This is a genomic window from Pseudoselenomonas ruminantium (assembly GCF_900104055.1).
GTDB lineage: Bacteria > Bacillota > Negativicutes > Selenomonadales > Selenomonadaceae > Selenomonas_A > Selenomonas_A ruminantium_C.
Genome location: NZ_FNJQ01000018.1, coordinates 15,113 through 30,188 on the forward strand (window position 1 = coordinate 15,113; position 15,076 = coordinate 30,188).

The 15,076-nt window shown below is 54.8% G+C and carries 17 protein-coding genes; 3 read left to right on the forward strand and 14 right to left on the reverse strand.

The features are described from left to right. Window positions 1–350: 350 nt before the first annotated feature. The 9 genes from BLQ59_RS08535 to BLQ59_RS08575 form a co-directional block, all read right to left on the reverse strand. Window positions 351–1,040, reverse strand: coding sequence for a formate dehydrogenase subunit gamma (locus BLQ59_RS08535; protein ID WP_074572439.1), 690 nt, complete (start codon window positions 1,038–1,040; stop codon window positions 351–353). A 1-nt stretch (window position 1,041) separates the two neighbouring features. Beyond that, window positions 1,042–1,821, reverse strand: a complete 780-nt coding sequence (locus BLQ59_RS08540) for a 4Fe-4S dicluster domain-containing protein (protein ID WP_074572441.1) — start codon at window positions 1,819–1,821, stop codon at window positions 1,042–1,044. An 18-nt stretch (window positions 1,822–1,839) separates the two neighbouring features. After that, window positions 1,840–2,661 carry a formate dehydrogenase accessory protein FdhE gene (locus BLQ59_RS08545; protein ID WP_218122888.1) on the reverse strand — a complete coding sequence of 274 codons (822 nt, stop codon included), beginning with the start codon at window positions 2,659–2,661 and terminating at the stop codon, window positions 1,840–1,842. A 19-nt stretch (window positions 2,662–2,680) separates the two neighbouring features. Next, window positions 2,681–5,689, reverse strand: a complete 3,009-nt coding sequence (fdnG, locus tag BLQ59_RS08550; RefSeq protein WP_074572445.1) for a formate dehydrogenase-N subunit alpha — start codon at window positions 5,687–5,689, stop codon at window positions 2,681–2,683. Between the two features lie 156 nt (window positions 5,690–5,845). Next, window positions 5,846–6,628 (reverse strand): formate dehydrogenase accessory sulfurtransferase FdhD, encoded by a 783-nt coding sequence (locus tag BLQ59_RS08555; protein ID WP_074572447.1) that lies wholly within the window; start codon window positions 6,626–6,628, stop codon window positions 5,846–5,848. An 891-nt stretch (window positions 6,629–7,519) separates the two neighbouring features. Beyond that, window positions 7,520–8,371: a flagellin gene (locus BLQ59_RS08560; protein WP_074572449.1), complete on the reverse strand. Its 852-nt coding sequence runs from the start codon at window positions 8,369–8,371 to the stop codon at window positions 7,520–7,522. 177 nt (window positions 8,372–8,548) lie between these two features. Continuing rightward, on the reverse strand, window positions 8,549–8,959 hold the full coding sequence (locus BLQ59_RS08565; RefSeq protein WP_074572451.1) for a hypothetical protein: 411 nt from the start codon (window positions 8,957–8,959) through the stop codon (window positions 8,549–8,551). Continuing rightward, on the reverse strand, window positions 8,956–9,387 hold the full coding sequence (locus BLQ59_RS08570; RefSeq protein ID WP_074572453.1) for a hypothetical protein: 432 nt from the start codon (window positions 9,385–9,387) through the stop codon (window positions 8,956–8,958). The genes BLQ59_RS08565 and BLQ59_RS08570 overlap by 4 nt, the downstream gene beginning before the upstream one ends. Then, on the reverse strand, window positions 9,384–9,941 hold the full coding sequence (locus tag BLQ59_RS08575; protein WP_074572456.1) for a hypothetical protein: 558 nt from the start codon (window positions 9,939–9,941) through the stop codon (window positions 9,384–9,386). The genes BLQ59_RS08570 and BLQ59_RS08575 overlap by 4 nt, the downstream gene beginning before the upstream one ends. Window positions 9,942–10,454: 513 nt before the next feature. On the opposite strand from BLQ59_RS08575, the gene BLQ59_RS08580 reads away from it, so the two are divergent. The 3 genes from BLQ59_RS08580 to BLQ59_RS08590 are packed head-to-tail and all read left to right on the forward strand — an operon-like array spanning window position 10,455 to window position 11,052. After that, window positions 10,455–10,655 carry a DUF1659 domain-containing protein gene (locus BLQ59_RS08580; RefSeq protein WP_074572458.1) on the forward strand — a complete coding sequence of 67 codons (201 nt, stop codon included), beginning with the start codon at window positions 10,455–10,457 and terminating at the stop codon, window positions 10,653–10,655. A 36-nt stretch (window positions 10,656–10,691) separates the two neighbouring features. Continuing rightward, entirely contained in the window at window positions 10,692–10,904 is a 213-nt protein-coding gene (locus tag BLQ59_RS08585; RefSeq protein ID WP_074572459.1) for a DUF2922 domain-containing protein, read from the forward strand. 1 nt (window position 10,905) lies between these two features. Further along, window positions 10,906–11,052, forward strand: a complete 147-nt coding sequence (locus tag BLQ59_RS08590; RefSeq protein WP_073088528.1) for a YvrJ family protein — start codon at window positions 10,906–10,908, stop codon at window positions 11,050–11,052. A 114-nt stretch (window positions 11,053–11,166) separates the two neighbouring features. On the opposite strand, the gene BLQ59_RS08595 is transcribed toward BLQ59_RS08590, so the two are convergent. From BLQ59_RS08595 to BLQ59_RS08615, 5 genes are all read right to left on the reverse strand, one after another. After that, window positions 11,167–11,832: a 3'-5' exonuclease gene (locus tag BLQ59_RS08595; protein WP_074572461.1), complete on the reverse strand. Its 666-nt coding sequence runs from the start codon at window positions 11,830–11,832 to the stop codon at window positions 11,167–11,169. 143 nt (window positions 11,833–11,975) lie between these two features. Next, on the reverse strand, window positions 11,976–12,215 hold the full coding sequence (locus BLQ59_RS08600) for an AtpZ/AtpI family protein (RefSeq protein WP_074572462.1): 240 nt from the start codon (window positions 12,213–12,215) through the stop codon (window positions 11,976–11,978). Next, entirely contained in the window at window positions 12,212–13,375 is a 1,164-nt protein-coding gene (wecB, locus tag BLQ59_RS08605) for a non-hydrolyzing UDP-N-acetylglucosamine 2-epimerase (protein WP_074572464.1), read from the reverse strand. The genes BLQ59_RS08600 and wecB overlap by 4 nt, the downstream gene beginning before the upstream one ends. A 66-nt stretch (window positions 13,376–13,441) precedes the next feature. Beyond that, window positions 13,442–14,494: an MraY family glycosyltransferase gene (locus BLQ59_RS08610; protein ID WP_074572466.1), complete on the reverse strand. Its 1,053-nt coding sequence runs from the start codon at window positions 14,492–14,494 to the stop codon at window positions 13,442–13,444. A gap of 111 nt (window positions 14,495–14,605) precedes the next feature. Further along, complete coding sequence (locus BLQ59_RS08615; RefSeq protein WP_074572467.1) at window positions 14,606–15,076, reverse strand: deoxycytidylate deaminase; 471 nt, start codon at window positions 15,074–15,076, stop codon at window positions 14,606–14,608.

The following is a 15,076-nucleotide window of genomic DNA, read 5'->3' on the forward strand; positions in this document are numbered from 1 at the left end:
ACAGCTGAGACTTAGCCGTTTGACACAGATATACCTTTGGGCGGAGGCGGGGATGCTTATTCGCCGACGGAACGACTGCCTGAACGAAGTGAAGGCTGGCCCGCAAACAGACGTTACTGGAAACTGAGCTGAACATACGCGCCGCCGGCCTGCCCGGCGCAGGTAACTAAAATAGTACGCACTACTGCTGGCGGGTCATTTAGTGAAGTGACGAAGAAGTATCCCCACCTCCGCCCCACAAATCTGTAACCAATTGCGTTCAAGCACGCAACTACAAACTGCAATTTATAGCGAAAGCCCGCTGACACTTTTGTCAGCGGGCTTTCCGTCGTTTGATGTTTTTTAGCTTGTCAATCCTTCAACGCTTCATTGAGTTCTTTTTGCTTGATTTTCCCTTCCCTCACCATATCGTCAATCCACTCGCCATGGTGGGCGTTGGCGTAGGCTGCTTTGATGGTGCCGTCCTGCATGCCGTGGACGGAGTCGGGGTTGGCTACGAGGGCCAGGTAGATATGGCCGATGGAGCCGGCAAAGCCGATGCCGGCGCAGAGGCTGTGCAGGGGAATCATCCAGGCGCGGAGGCTGTTATCAATGATGCCTTCACCGAACCAGAGCAGGGCGCCGGAGCCGACGAGCACGGCCCAGGTGGCCAGCTGCAGGGCGATGTTCATGCGTTCGCCACCGTTGTAGAAGCCCTGTTTCGGGATGCCTTCGGGATGTTTGCCGATGAGTTCCAGCGGGAATTTGACGAGGAAAGTGATGTCCTTGCCGTTGAATTTGAATACTTCGGAGAACATGCGCCAAATGCCTTCGCGGGCCGTAATCAGACCGACAACGGGGTTCAGCACGAAGATGACCGCAAAGAAGCGGTGGGCGTTCTGCAGGGTTTTCGCGCCAAACATATCGTAGAGGAATTTAAACGTGTCGGCATAGAGGGGCAAAGCCGTCAAAAACAGCATGAAGAAGCAGACGGCATTGATCCAATGCAGGTACACGAATCCTTTGGCGTGGCGCTGGACGTATTTCTTGTTGACGATCATCTTACTTGTCCCCCTTTCTGCGCATGGCCGTAAGGGCGGTCAGGCCTAACACGCCAGCGATGGCACCGACGCTGGCCAGCTTGCCCACGGGGCGCACGACATCCTTCCAGAGATTGATGGAATCCGGCGTCCGGGGATTTTCCGGCAGGCCGTAGACCGCCGGCTTTTCCGGCAGGACATAGAGCATATGTACGCCGCCCACGCCCTGCGGGTTGTAGATATTCGCATCGGGATGGGTATCCTTGATCATCGTGAGGCGTTCCTCCGCCTTTTTGAGCATTTCCTCCCGCGTGCCAAAGAGGATGGCATCGGCGGTGCAGGTCTTGGCACACGAGGGCTGCATGCCCTGTTCGATGCGGTCAAAGCAGAGGTCGCATTTGGTGGATTTGTTCCGCTCCGCATCGACCTTGGGAATGCCAAACGGGCAATTGGTCGTGCAATAGCCGCAGCCCACGCATTTATCCTCATCGATGACCACAGCGCCCGAAGGCTTTTTTTCGATGGCCTCTTCGGGGCAGCCGTTCAGGCAGGCCGGATCGCCACAGTGCATGCATTGTTTCTTGAAGAAATCCCAATGGAATTTGCCCTTGCTGTCAATGCGCTCCTGCATCTGAATCAGGTTCAGGGTATGGGAGGTCAGGTCCTTGTGGGACTGATACTGTCCCTCAAAGGGCGTGGACATATCGGCGGGCAGGTCATGCCACTGTTTGCAGGCCACCATGCAGGCGCGGCAGGCACTGCAGCGCACCACATCATGGAGCATCGTTATTTCTTGAGCCATATTTGCTCTCCTCTCGTCTTAACTATTCTCCAGCAAAATGCTGCCTTTTTTCGTGAAGCCCGCTTCTTCCCCCAGCATATCGAGGTGCAGAGTGGCCCAGTCCGTAAGGTAGACATCCTCCTGCCCTTCCTCGTTGTAGGTCTTGATGTAGCTCTTGCAGGCATCGCAGACATCGATGCGCATGGCCGGCAGGCCTTCGGGCTCCAAGATATGCATCTGCGTGAGGTCCTCGTTGCCGCAGTAAGCGCAGCCAACCCGGGCAAAGGGCCATTCCGTATGGCAGCCATCGCAGGTCAGGAATCTTGCCCGGCCTTCCTTTTCCTTGCGCAGGTGAGCCAGCACGGGATGCCGCCCGCAGATGGGACAGCTGTTCTTCCGCCAGCTCGCTGCCTGCCAGAATTCATGCTCTTTCAGCTTGGCAGGAACCAAAGCTTCCAGAATCTGCCAGCCTAAAATTCCCAGCAAAGCAGGGTTAAGCTCCGGCAAATTACCGCCGCCCTGCAGCAGCTGGACGAAAAAGGCTTCCCGGGTATCTTTATCCGCCTTATGCCCCCATGTCCGGAAGGCAGCTACGGCCTCCACGAGCCGGGAAGGATATTCGATATCCCCCAGTGTCTCCAGCACGATCGGCAGGGCCAGTGCGGCCGCCTCGACCGCAGGCTGCTGCCACTTTTTCTGCTGCAGCAGCGGAGTTTGCATCGTTTTGGCCTCAGCTATGGTAAGCTCCCAATCCAGCGGTTTTACCACTTCTTTCACCCGCGCGGCCACGGTCATATGCAGCAGAGCCGTTTCTGCCAGGAAGGGGTGTTTTTCCAGATGGGCATGTATGTTCTTTTCCATTGAAGTCATAATAGTCACCTCAGGCCTTCGTGATATTGACGAGGCAGGCCTTGAATTCCTGTTCCTGCACATTGGGATCGAGGGCGTCGATGGTCAGGTAGTTCGTGGACGGGCCTTTAGACAGGCCCTTGAAGCCCCAGCTGTAGGGCATCCAGACCATATGCGTCTCCTCGCCGTTGATGGTCAAAGGCTGGGCACGGTCGGTAACCATGGCCTTGACCGTGACCTCACTGCGGGCCGAGCTGACCTTGACCTTATCGCCGAGCTTGACACCCAATTTATCTGCTAACTTGTGGCTCATTTCCACAAAAGGCTCTTTGACCAGCTCGTTGAGCCACGGAATATTGCGCGTGACCGTGCCGGAGCACCAATGCTCGGCAATGCCGGAACTGCAAAGCACGTAGGGGAACTCGTCCTTCGTGCCGATGCGCTGTTTTTCCGGCAGGCGCGGATAGACCACGCAGGGGTTGAACTGCGCACGCTCGTCCGTATGCAGGGCGTTCTTGGTGGGGCTTTCCACCGGCTCGTAGAATTCCGGCAGCGGGCCGTCCACAGGCGTATAGGAATGGTCGCGCGTCATGCCGTCCGGATTGAGGTCGCTGTATTCGGCGGCAAACAGGCGGCCATAGCCTTCGCCCGTCATGCGGAAGGGCTTATTGCCGTCCGGCGTGCCCGGAGCCGCTGCGCGGTTGCCCACGTCGGGCACATCGTAGCCTTCCCAGCGCCCCTTGGCCTGATCCCACCAGACGATCTTATGCTCGGGATCTACCGGCTGACCGTTCTCATCGCAGGAAGCGCGGTTGTAGAGCAGGTGGATATTGTCCGGCCAGGTCCAGCCAAAATTCGGATAGATGCCCAGGCCGCCTTCGTCCTCCTGTCCGCGGCGCTGGGCCTTGTGTTCGCCATCGCCATAGACACCGGCATAGATCCACATGCCGGAGCTTGTCGTGCCGTCGTCTTTCAACTGCCCGATACCGGTCACCAGCTTGCCCGTGGTCAGGTCGTAACCGTTGATTTCCTTGAGGATATCCTCCACAGTCTGGTCGTCGGAATAATTCCAGGTCATGCGCTTGATGATTTCGTCTTTGGCCTCCGTGGAATCTTTATAAAGCTCACGAATCCTGCGCCACAGGAGATTATTGATTTCATAGTCCGGCTTGGAATCCCCCAAGGGCTTCGGCCCTTCCATGCGCCACTGGATCATGCGCATGGAGTTGGTGATCGTACCGCGGCGCTCCAGATAGGAGCAGGCCGGCAGGAAGATGACCTCGGTCTGGATTTCCTTTGGATTATCACCGGGACGGTTCCAGAATTCCGCGGTTTCATTGACGAAGATATCCTGCACAATCACCGTATCCATCTTGCAGAGACCGTCATGCACCATGCCGGCGTTGGCGTTGGTCACATGAGGATTCTGGCCGCAGAGATAGAGGCACTTGACCTTGCCGCGGTAAGCATCCTCGAACAGGCCATAGATGGAATCGTTATGGCTGCTGTTGCGCACGCCGATCAGGTTGAAGCCAAAGTCATTCTCCGGCGTTGCATAATCGCCAAACCACGCCTTGAGCATATTCTTGAGCCATTTGGCGCGGAACGTGCCCGAAGCCTTCGTCCATTTGGCCAATGTATTGGTCTTTTCCGTCGGGAAGGAGAGATAGCCCGGGAAATACTGGAACATGATGCCAAAGTCCGTGGAAGCCTGCACATTGGGCTGGCCGCGCATGGCGTCGATGCCGCCCCCCGGCACGCCGATATTGCCGCGCAGGAGCTGCAGGATCGTGAAGCAGCGGATATTTTCCACGCCCACGGTATGCTGTGTCATGCCCAAAGCGTACATCATAACCGTCGGCGAATACTCGCAGAAAATCTTGGCCGCCAGCTCGATATTTTCCTTGCTCATGCCCGTGATGCCCGAAACCTTGTCCAGCGTATAGCGGGAGAAATGCTCCTTCATGCGGCTCATTACGGTATTCGGTGCAAAGAGATCATTGGCTTTCTGCGGCTTGCCATCCGCGCCCAAGGCATAGCCCCAGGTTTCCATGTTGTACTTGTGTTTTTCGGCATCATAGCCGGAGAAGATGCCTTCCTCGAACTTGTAATCGTCACGCAGGATGCAGTAGGCATTGGTATTGCGGCGGATGTAATTTTCATCATACTTCTTGTGCTCGATGATATGGCTGATGATATAACCCAGGAATGCGATATCCGTACCAGGGCGCAGCTGGAAGAAGTAGTCGGCGATCTTGGAAGTTCTCGTATAGCGCACATCCACATGCACGATCTTGGCACCGTTGTTCTTGGCCTTCATGACATTCTTGAGCCCCATGGGATGACATTCCGCGATATTGGAACCTTCAATCCAGATGAGCTTGGAGTGCTTGAGATCGCCCCAATGGTTGGTCATGGCGCCACGCCCAAAGGCTGCATTCATAGCCGGCGGCGTGGTGGCATGGCAGACGCGGGTCTGATTGTCGATATAGGTCACGCCCAGGGCACGGGCCATCTTGATATTCTGGTAGCATTCCTCGTTGTTGATCTGGGAACCGCCCACAAAGCCCAGGGCATCTGTGCGGTGCACGTCCACCGTCTCGCCACCAATCACTTCCGTCTGCTTCCAGTTCTCGTCACGGGCTTTCTTCATCGCACGGGCCGCCTTATCGATGGCCTCATCCCAGCTGATTTCCTCCCAATGGTCACTGCCCGGCGCGCGGTACAAGGGCTTGGTCGCACGCTGGTCGGAATTCGGGATCTGGCCGTAGCCCAGACCTTTGGAGCAAAGCGCACCGCGATTCACAGGGTTGTCGCTGGCCCCTTCGAGATTGATCAGCCTACCATCCTTCACATAGCCAATCACCCCGCAGCCGCAGGCGCAGAAATGGCAGATGGAGGTAAACTCCCGGGCCCCCTTGAGCTTGAACTCTTTGGCCGCCGCTTTTACCTTCGGCATATCCAGCCCGAGACTGGCCAGCGCCATTCCCACACCGGTAAGCCCCGTGGCTTTCAAGAAGTCGCGTCTGCTTAAATCCATCAAAACTTCCTCCTTCATAAAACACAGTGTTTATCGCAAAATCATATGACCTTTATAGGTTTTACCATTTGCCTTATAAATTATTATCAACTAACCACATAAAGATTATTTATGATTTTATGTAAAAAAAGTATCGGGAATCCATAATTTTTTTCTCTAACATACCCGTTCTGGGTGAGTGTAAACCGAAAATCCATCCCGCGTCAGCCGTGCCATCAGGGTGATCCCCAGCTTGTCAGCCAGCTCCAGCGAGAGCGTGGTGGGCACGGACTTGGCCAGCACCATCCTGCAGCCCATGCGCCAGAGCTTCAGCATCATCTCCGTGGAACAGCGGCCGCTGAAGACAATCATCTTCGAGGCCATATCCACCTCATGGCGGATAGCCCAGCCGTAGAGCTTGTCAAAGACGTTATGACGTCCGATGTCTTCCCGGAACACGAGGATCCTGTCCGCGGCCGGATCATAGAGCACGCCGCTATGCACGCCGTTGGTGCGCTCATGGGTGGCGGCCAGCTCGCCCAAGAGCTTATTGGCAACCTGCAGCGCCCTGCCTGCCTCCACGCAGGTCTTATCCGCCCGCAGCACCGCCCCCGGCCAGGCTTGCAGGTGCGACAGGCTGTAGTAACGCGGCTCCACCTGACGATGTGCCGCCCGCGCCTGTGCCAGTGCCGTAGTCTCCAGCCGGGCCGTGCCATGGAAGATGCCCCAGCGGGCAATATCGGCTCGCCTCTGCAAAAGACCGCGCTGTGCCAGCATACCCACGGCCAGGTCCAGCCGGTCACCCGGAGAACAAAGCGCCTCCGCCACTGGCACACCATTGAGTTCCACTTTCAGGACCTGCTCAATGGAGGTAGCCTTCGTATCCTCCACCCAGCAGGCCTTCCCCGCCACAAAACGGCGCACGGCCATGATCTCATATTCCTCCCGGCGTGGCTCCATCTCCATCCCTCCGTTACGCTATTCGCAAGATTATGTCTATTGTAGTAGTTTTTCTTATTTATATCGATGATTTATATCACAGAGACAAAACAATAAACCATCGATATGCACATAGTAACAAAGAAAAAAGCCCCTGACAAGTCCCCCAAAAATGGCCTACCAAGAGCATTATAAACATTGTTTATACTTATTTTTAATGTTAATTATGAGGTTTCTCACAGTTTATTGCCAGGGGGCTGGTACATATTTTGCGGGCTTGTAGAGTATGTACTGCAGACGGGGAGATATTTTGTAGACTTCGCTAAATGTCTGGCATGAAAAATACACTCCTCGTTGTTACACGCGCCGGTTACCACGGCGCATTGACATCGTGGCATATTGTTTATACTCTTTGCCAGCCAGCGGAGCAGTCGCTCCGTTCTACAAAATATCCCCCCCGTCTGCAAGCGGCTTTCAGCAGCCATTCCGCCCGCAAAATATGCACCAGCCACCCAAAATACTACCAGCCTGACAACCACGATATGTGCCCCCACTCTGTAAGTCAGGTTGCAACGATTGTTCCTTGGGCGCAGGTGCTTGCTTTTTGTCCAGAGTGCGCTGCCGCAGGCTGGCTCCTGACAGAAAAAATCTGGACAGCTCGCTGAAAGCCGCGACGTGGTGACCGGAGCATGCCGCTAAGTCAACGGCATTTCCGAGGGAGTCATTTAGCACGGCGGACAAAAAGCAAGTACCCGCGTCCCACCTCATTTCGTGCGGAAGTCAAAAAATAAGCCCCGGCGCCACAACACCGCATTCACGGCAGGGAAAAAGCAAGCACCTGCGCCCCAGCGACCACACAAAAAAACCGCGATGAAAGTTTTCTCTCATCGCGGTCTCTAACATTTTGCAATTTCAGCTCAGCATCCCAAATGCCGCCCCGCGGCTATGGTTGTTGAGCGTCCCCAGCATCTGCTGGCTCATGGCCTGCATGCCCTGCTTCACGGCCCAGAGCGCCATCTGGCTCTGCGTCTTAGCACTGGCATTCGTCACCGATTCTGCGGCAATATCCGCATCATCATTCGTGGACAGGGACGCCTGCAGATTCTCCTCCATCGTGGTGTAGTTATCTGCCTGATAACCCAGTCCCTGCTGTGCTGCACCGATAGCGGTTGCCTGATCCAGAGCGGCATTCAAAGCGGAATCCACGGTCTCCAGCGCACTGGCAAGGGAATCGGGATTCGTCACATCCACATTGCTCTTGCCCTGACTGTCCGTGAGTCCCAGCCCCTTGGTGCTCATATCGCCCAAGGATACCGTCTCATAACCATCCGCACCGGCCACCGTCAAAGACTGCGTACCATCCAGCAGATTCTTGCCATTGTAATTCGCCTGCTGGGCATTGGTGTTGATCTGGGAAAGCGTCTGATTCACCGTCTCCTGCAAAGCCGCCCGGTCGTAATCACCATTGGTGCCGTTGGCGGCATTGAGCAACGTTTCTTTGAGGCTGGACAGGGAACTTACGGTGTTATTGATTGCTCCGCTGGCCACGTTCAGCATGGAATTAGCCGTCTGTGTGTTCGCGGTGGACTGCCGTACACTGCCCAGATTATACTGCATCTTTTGCGCAATCGCATAATCAGAGGCACCATTTGCCGCACTCGGCCGCTTGGAACCAGTCGCAATGCGCTGCAAGCTGGCATTCTGCACGCTTTGGGCACGGTTCAGCTGATTCAGGGAGCTGTTCATCACACTGCCGATACTCATACTCATCTCTCCTTTCCTCGTTATTGGAAATCCCATTTCCTTTGGTCTTGCTATCTATCGTACTGCCTTAAAAATGCGTCTATTTCTATAGCTATATTATACGGCATAAAAGCATGGGGAGCAACGTTTTTTTAGCACCTTAGGCAAATTTCTGCTCCTAAAAACTCCTGCTTCAGTTCACTTCGCTGCCCACTTTTCCTTTACGGCTTTCGGCACGAACTTCCAAAACTCGCTTTTCTCCGGCGGACACTCCGCCGCCCTGGCCGCTGCCCGTTCCTCATCGAGCCTGGCATAGGCTTCCTTCATCGCCTTTTCCTTTGCCAGCCCTCTCGCCTGCCGCATCTTCCCCTGCTTGTCCTTCACATACTCCGCATGAGGAATCTGCGGACTGTAGGAGAACTCGATGGCCCGCTTGAGCCACGCGGCCGGATAGCGGACCTCCTTATCGTATAGCTCCAGCCAGAGCACTATTAGCTCCCGGTCCACCATCACGAGCCCGTACCGCTCTACCAGTTTCCGGATGCTATCCGGCGTGATATGGCATTTGTTACCATGAAAAATACAGCTTTCCAGCGTAACCTCACTCATGCTCCCGCCTCCGTTTCCGCATAGAGCTCATCATCTGCCAGCGGCCGGTCCCAGGGATCAGCTGATGGCGTTTCCTGTCCGGCCACAAAGCCACGGCGGCCTCCAGGAAAACCCAGTCTGCCCAAAGCATCATAACACACACTGTAACTGAGTGTCTGATCATAGGCCAGCCGGTTATGCCGCTGGCGCACAATCAAACCTTGGCGTTCCAGGCTTTGGGAAGCCCGATGGATGCTCGACACTGACACGCCCAGCTGCCGGGCCCATTCTGCCTCCGTATTGTACACCCAGAAGCGCCCCGCCGCGAAATTATGGGTACGTTCCAGCCAATAATCCAGCTGCGATAAAAGCAGCGCCTCCACGCGCCCGACTTTCGCCGCCAGATCTGTCCGCAATAAGAGAACCTGTTTGGGATTGCTGCTGATCATCTGCCGCCACGCTCCTTTCGCTGCAAACGCTGCAGGATCACACGCAGTTTTTTCATTTCCATCCGGGCGGCAAATACATTGTCATATAAAAGCTTGCGTCCCCGTTCGATCTTCACCTGCAGCCGCCTGACCGTCAGCTGCACCGGCAGCACCTTTCCCGAGAGGAAGCGCACCTGCGCCTTGCCATGGGAACCCGGCTCAGCCATCACGACACGGCAGTTGTTGATGTAGGCCATCGTGCCATGATTGCTGTTGATACGTGAACGATAGGGAACGGCCATAAACAGCAGCAATAGGGAGAGTTCATAGTAGTCCATGTGCATATAGGGCCTGCCGGTCACTTGACAGCGATGGTCATGCAGTGATTTCAGGCTGCACCCCCGCAACCGCGCCAGGAACTCCAGCACCGACTCCACCTTGCAGTTTTCAAGCCGTATCGGTGTGTCCTTGCCTGTGTCGACAACAGTCGCATAACCACCGTCCGGTGAATCTGCCTCATACAATGCTTCGATAACACGCAAAGATGCCAGCAGCCTCTGCTGCTCATTTGTCATAGACAGCGCCTTCCTTCGTTTGATACAAATTGCCTGCGATGTCATTTTATCCGGATAAACATAACCTCTTAATGCATATTTTAAACATTTTTGTGTAGAAGTCAAGGTGCCTGTGCAAAATTTATCCACTATGATTGAATACGTAAAATCTTATTGAATCCGTTGTATTCTCTTTTTTTGCATTGTTATTTAAGGGTTATTTCGTGTTATATCGTTGCATTTCGTTACTTTTAGTGTCCGTAATGTTTTATATTGTGTTATTTCGTCCACCTGACACCCGGTCATTTTTATGCATAAATATGCATTTATACTCAAATACCTGATATCTGTATGCTCTCTGGTATTCTTTGGTATCGGTCCATGCAAAACGGCAATCCGAAAGCATCATAATGACAGATTGGAAGCGGGCAAAACTATTTTTACCCAAGAGGGAAATATCCGCCGGCCTGCATGCATGTATAAGGGTGAGCGGCCGCAAAGATAAAAACAGTCAGACAGAAAGGATGATGAATCATGGCAACGCGTATGAATCCCGTCACGAAACTGCAGATCAAGGTAGTCACCGGCACCGATCCGGCCGCCACCCGCAGCTACACCGTAGCCGCAGCGCTCACCGATGCGGATATCCTCTCCATCGGCAGCAAGCTCGCCGCCCTGCAGAACTTCCCAGTCCGCGCCATCTGCCGCCAGGACGATGCCGCGCTGGCGGAATAAGACGTTCACCTGCCCATTTAGAAAGGAGCGATTCCCATGAAATCCACGTTAAAAATGATCCTGACTCTGGAAAACGGCAAGAGCACCACTCTCTCGCTGGCAGATCCCCGCGAGGACATCACCAATGCCGAAGTGATGGAGGCCCTCGACGAGATCATCGCCAAAAAGGCCATCAGTGTCAGCGGCAGTCCGGTGACAGCCGTCAAGCGCATCTACGTTCAGGATGTAGCAGACAAGGCGCTGGTCTGATATGGATGAGCCCCTCCTGACCGCCGTTTCCGCCGTCGGCTTCCCGATCGTGGTGACCTTCTACCTGCTGACCACCTTCCAGCGGTCCATGGACAGGCTCACCACCCAGCTCGGGGAGCTCACCCGCGAATTGCAGCGGTTGAAATAACGCCAAGAAGCCCGTGGAAACTTACCCTGCATTCCTGCAGGATAAGCCCCACGGGCTTTTATTATGCCACTGACAGGCAGATACACAGATACGTCTTTGCTGCGAAATCATCCATCATTCTTCGAGGCTGCTCTTGAGCTTCAGCAGGTCCGGACACAGATCACCGATGGAGCTGGCCAGGTCATCCTTGGGTTCGAGGATATCCAGCACGGGCTGCATCGTACGGCGGAATTTCTCATCATCCTGCATCAGCACCAGGATGGCACTGGTGTTTATGGCATCTGCCAGCGCTGTATGCTGGGTGCCCTCAAACTGATGGTCCATCGCGCCCAGCGCATGCTTCAGGGCCAGACTGTTATGCAGGCCAAGGCGGTCGTCAAATTCCTGCTGCAGATCCCCCCAGCGTTCATCGAGCCATTTCACATCGAAATCCGGCAGCTTGAAGCGGCATTCCTTCCGGAGCTGCTTGATATCCGACATGCTCCAGGAATAGATCTTCGTCTCCTCCTCGCCAATCCAGTCCACGAACTTTTGGAAGGCCTCCGCATAATGCCCCTTGCCGGCCACCATTTCCTGCCTGATGCCCGTAAGCTCCACGATATGCTTCTTGATCTTGCCGTATTCCGGCTCCACATAGCATTGGAACTCGGCCTCCTGCCGGAAATTCTCATCCAGCCGCACGGCACCGAACTCGATGACCTCTTCCTTCATATGCCGTTTGACCTCCCGGAACTCCCGGTCCACAGGATTCATTTCCAAATCGATTACCACATATTTCATACGCTGTATCCCTGCGCTTTCTTCAATACTTTATCTTAATTATTCTACCGAAAAGCTCCGTTTCCTTCAAGAGCTTCCCGTGAAAAGGAAAAAACAAGAGGTAACTGCCGCAGACCGAGCTGCTGCCGAGTTACCTCTTTTCATTATATCAATTCATTATGTTTCAGCTGACGGTAAAGCGTGTAGAAGGCGGCGGGAAAACCGGCGATGATGCCGATGATCCGGCCTGCGTTGCCCAGTCCCAGATAATCTCCGGCCAAAGCTCCCAAATAGCCGCAGATTCCCACGAAGACCACCAGATAGATGCCGACACCGCCCAGAATGGAGAAGGCCTTGATTGCCTGTCTCAGACCGCTTTCCTGATTTGGCTGCTGGCCGCTCATTTGCCCGCGAATACATCCGGACGGCCATCGGCCAGACCGTAATGATAGAGAATGGCCTGGATGATGCGCGCGGAAGCCTTGCCATCACCATAGGGATTGACGGATTCAGCCATGCGGTTATAAGCTTTCTCGTCCGTCAGCAACGTTTTGGCTTCACTGTAAACTACATCGCGGTCCGTTCCAATGAGCTTGACCGTACCGGCGGCAACGGCTTCAGGGCGCTCCGTGGTATCGCGCAGTACGAGGACCGGCTTGCCCAGCGCCGGAGCTTCTTCCTGCACTCCGCCGGAATCCGTGAGGATCAGATGCGCCTTGTGCATGAGGTTGGCGAACGGTTCATAGTCCAGCGGATCGATCAGATGGACTTTTTCGAGGCCGCCGAGTTCCTCACGCACCACTTCACGGACCTTCGGGTTCTTATGTACGGGGAAGACCACTTCCACATCGTCGAACTCTTCCGTGAGCTGGCGCAGGGCCTTATAGACATGGCGCATGGGCTCACCGAGGTTCTCGCGACGATGGGTGGTCACGAGTATGATGCGCTTGTGCTCGAAGTCGATGTTCTGCAGGAGTTCATCCTCGAACTGGAAATCGTCCTTGACTGTATGATGCAGGGCATCGATAACGGTGTTGCCCGTGACAAAGATGCTTTCCGGCTTAACGTTTTCCGCCAGCAGGTTGCTTTCGGAGGTTTCCGTCGGGGCAAAGTTGAGGTCAGCAATGCAGCCCGTGAGCTTGCGGTTCATTTCCTCCGGGAACGGGCTGTACTTATCATGCGTTCTGAGGCCTGCTTCCACATGGCCCACCGTCGTCTGATGATAGTAAGCGGCCAAAGCGCCGGCGAAGGTCGTCGTCGTATCACCATGCACGAGCACAATGTCCGGCTTTTCCTGTTCCAAAACCTTGTCGAGGCCCATCATGGCCTTGGAGGTGATATCAAAGAGGGTCTGTCCCTGTGCCATGATATCAAGGTCGTGATCCGGTGTGATATGGAAGAGCCCCAGCACCTGATCCAGCATTTCCCGATGCTGGGCCGTCACAGCCACCACCGGCGTGATCTTGTCCGGATGCTTCTGCAGCTCCAGCACGATAGGTGCCATCTTGATGGCCTCAGGACGAGTGCCGAACACCGTCATAACCTTGATTTTCTTTTTATCCATTAATAGTCCCCTCTCTATGAATAAAGGCAGGAATCCCACCTGCCTTTTGAGCTTACAATTATTTTCTTAATGCTGCTGCGCCGAATCGTTCATATGGAAGATGCCAATCTTCTTGGCACCGAACAGCACCAGAGCCACCACGAGACACACGATGGCAATGGCGAACTGATAGCTGACCTCGGTCAGAGCCACTGCACTGAGTCCAAGCAGCGCGCTGATCACATACATCAGCAGTACCGCCTGACGCTGGCTGAAGCCTAAGTCCATCAGACGATGATGGAGATGTCCCTTATCCGGCTTGAAGATGGGCACGCCCCCGCGATAGCGGCGCACGATGGCAAAGGTCGTATCGAGAATCGGCAGGCCTAACGCCAGAATCGGCACGATCAGGGCAATGGTCGCCGCACATTTCACCGCGCCAATCACCGAGATCCCGGCCAGCATATAGCCCAGGAACAAGCTGCCGGAATCGCCCATGAAAATCCGGGCCGGATTGAAGTTGTAGTACAGGAAGCCAAAAGCTGCACCGGCAAGAGCTGCCGTGAGCACGGCCACCAGCAGGATATTCTGCTGCAAAGCCACCAGGAAGATCGTTACCGCGGCAATGGTGGAAACACCAGCTGCCAGACCATCCAGGCCGTCAATCAGGTTCACCGTATTGGTGATGCCCACGATCCAGAAGATCGTCACAGGGATAGCCAGCCATTCTGTGTAGATGAAGTCACCAAAGGGATCGGTGATGAAGTCAATCCGCACATCGAAGGCGATGACAAGCACAGCGGCAGCCACGATCTGGCCTACCAGCTTCACCTTGGCCGGCAGATTCTTGTAATCATCGATAATACCGACCAGCACGATAAGCGAACCGCCCAAAAGCAGCCCGGTCACTTCAAAGAGCACTTCCGGTTCCACTTCCACGAACTGCAGAATCCCTAAGATCGCCACCATAAAGGCCGCATAAATACCGAGCCCGCCGATACGGGGAATCGGTCTTTTATGTACTTTTCTCGCATCAGGAGCATCCATGGCCCCCGTCTTGGCCGCCAGGAAAATCACACCAGGCGTAACAGCCAGGGCCACACCTGCGGCAATGACGAACGCCAACATATACTCTGGCATACAAGTCGCACCTCTTTTTCTCAAAATCTTAATTTCATAACAAGCCTATTTTAGCGCAGCAGGCCTGCAGTGTCAATGAAAATAAGCTGAAAGCAGGAGTTTATTTCCTGCTCAATCATGGATTTCATCGGGACGGCAGGTCACGATGCTGCCATCGGTTTCGTAATAAACCACCTGCGCGAGCTTGGCATTTCTGAGCATACGGCGGCAGAGCAGGCAGGGCTTGCCGGAGGCCAATGTACCATCGGCATTGATGCCCACGATGTAGATGGTCGCCCCTTCCATCGCCGCAGGATCGGCATTGATGATGGCATTCTGTTCGGCATGAACGGCCACACAGAGTTCATAGTTCTGACCTTTCGGCACATGGAGCCGCTCACGCTCGCAGATGCCGGTGTCGATACAATTGGCCTCGCCGCGGGGTGCGCCGTTATAGCCCGTACTGATGATGATATGGTCCTTGACGATGATCGCCCCGTAACGGCGGCGCAGGCAGGTAGCCCGGCGGCCTACAGCTCTGGCGATATCCAGGAAATACTCCGTCCATTCAGGACGCTTTTGGGGTGCTTTGTTCTGCTCCAT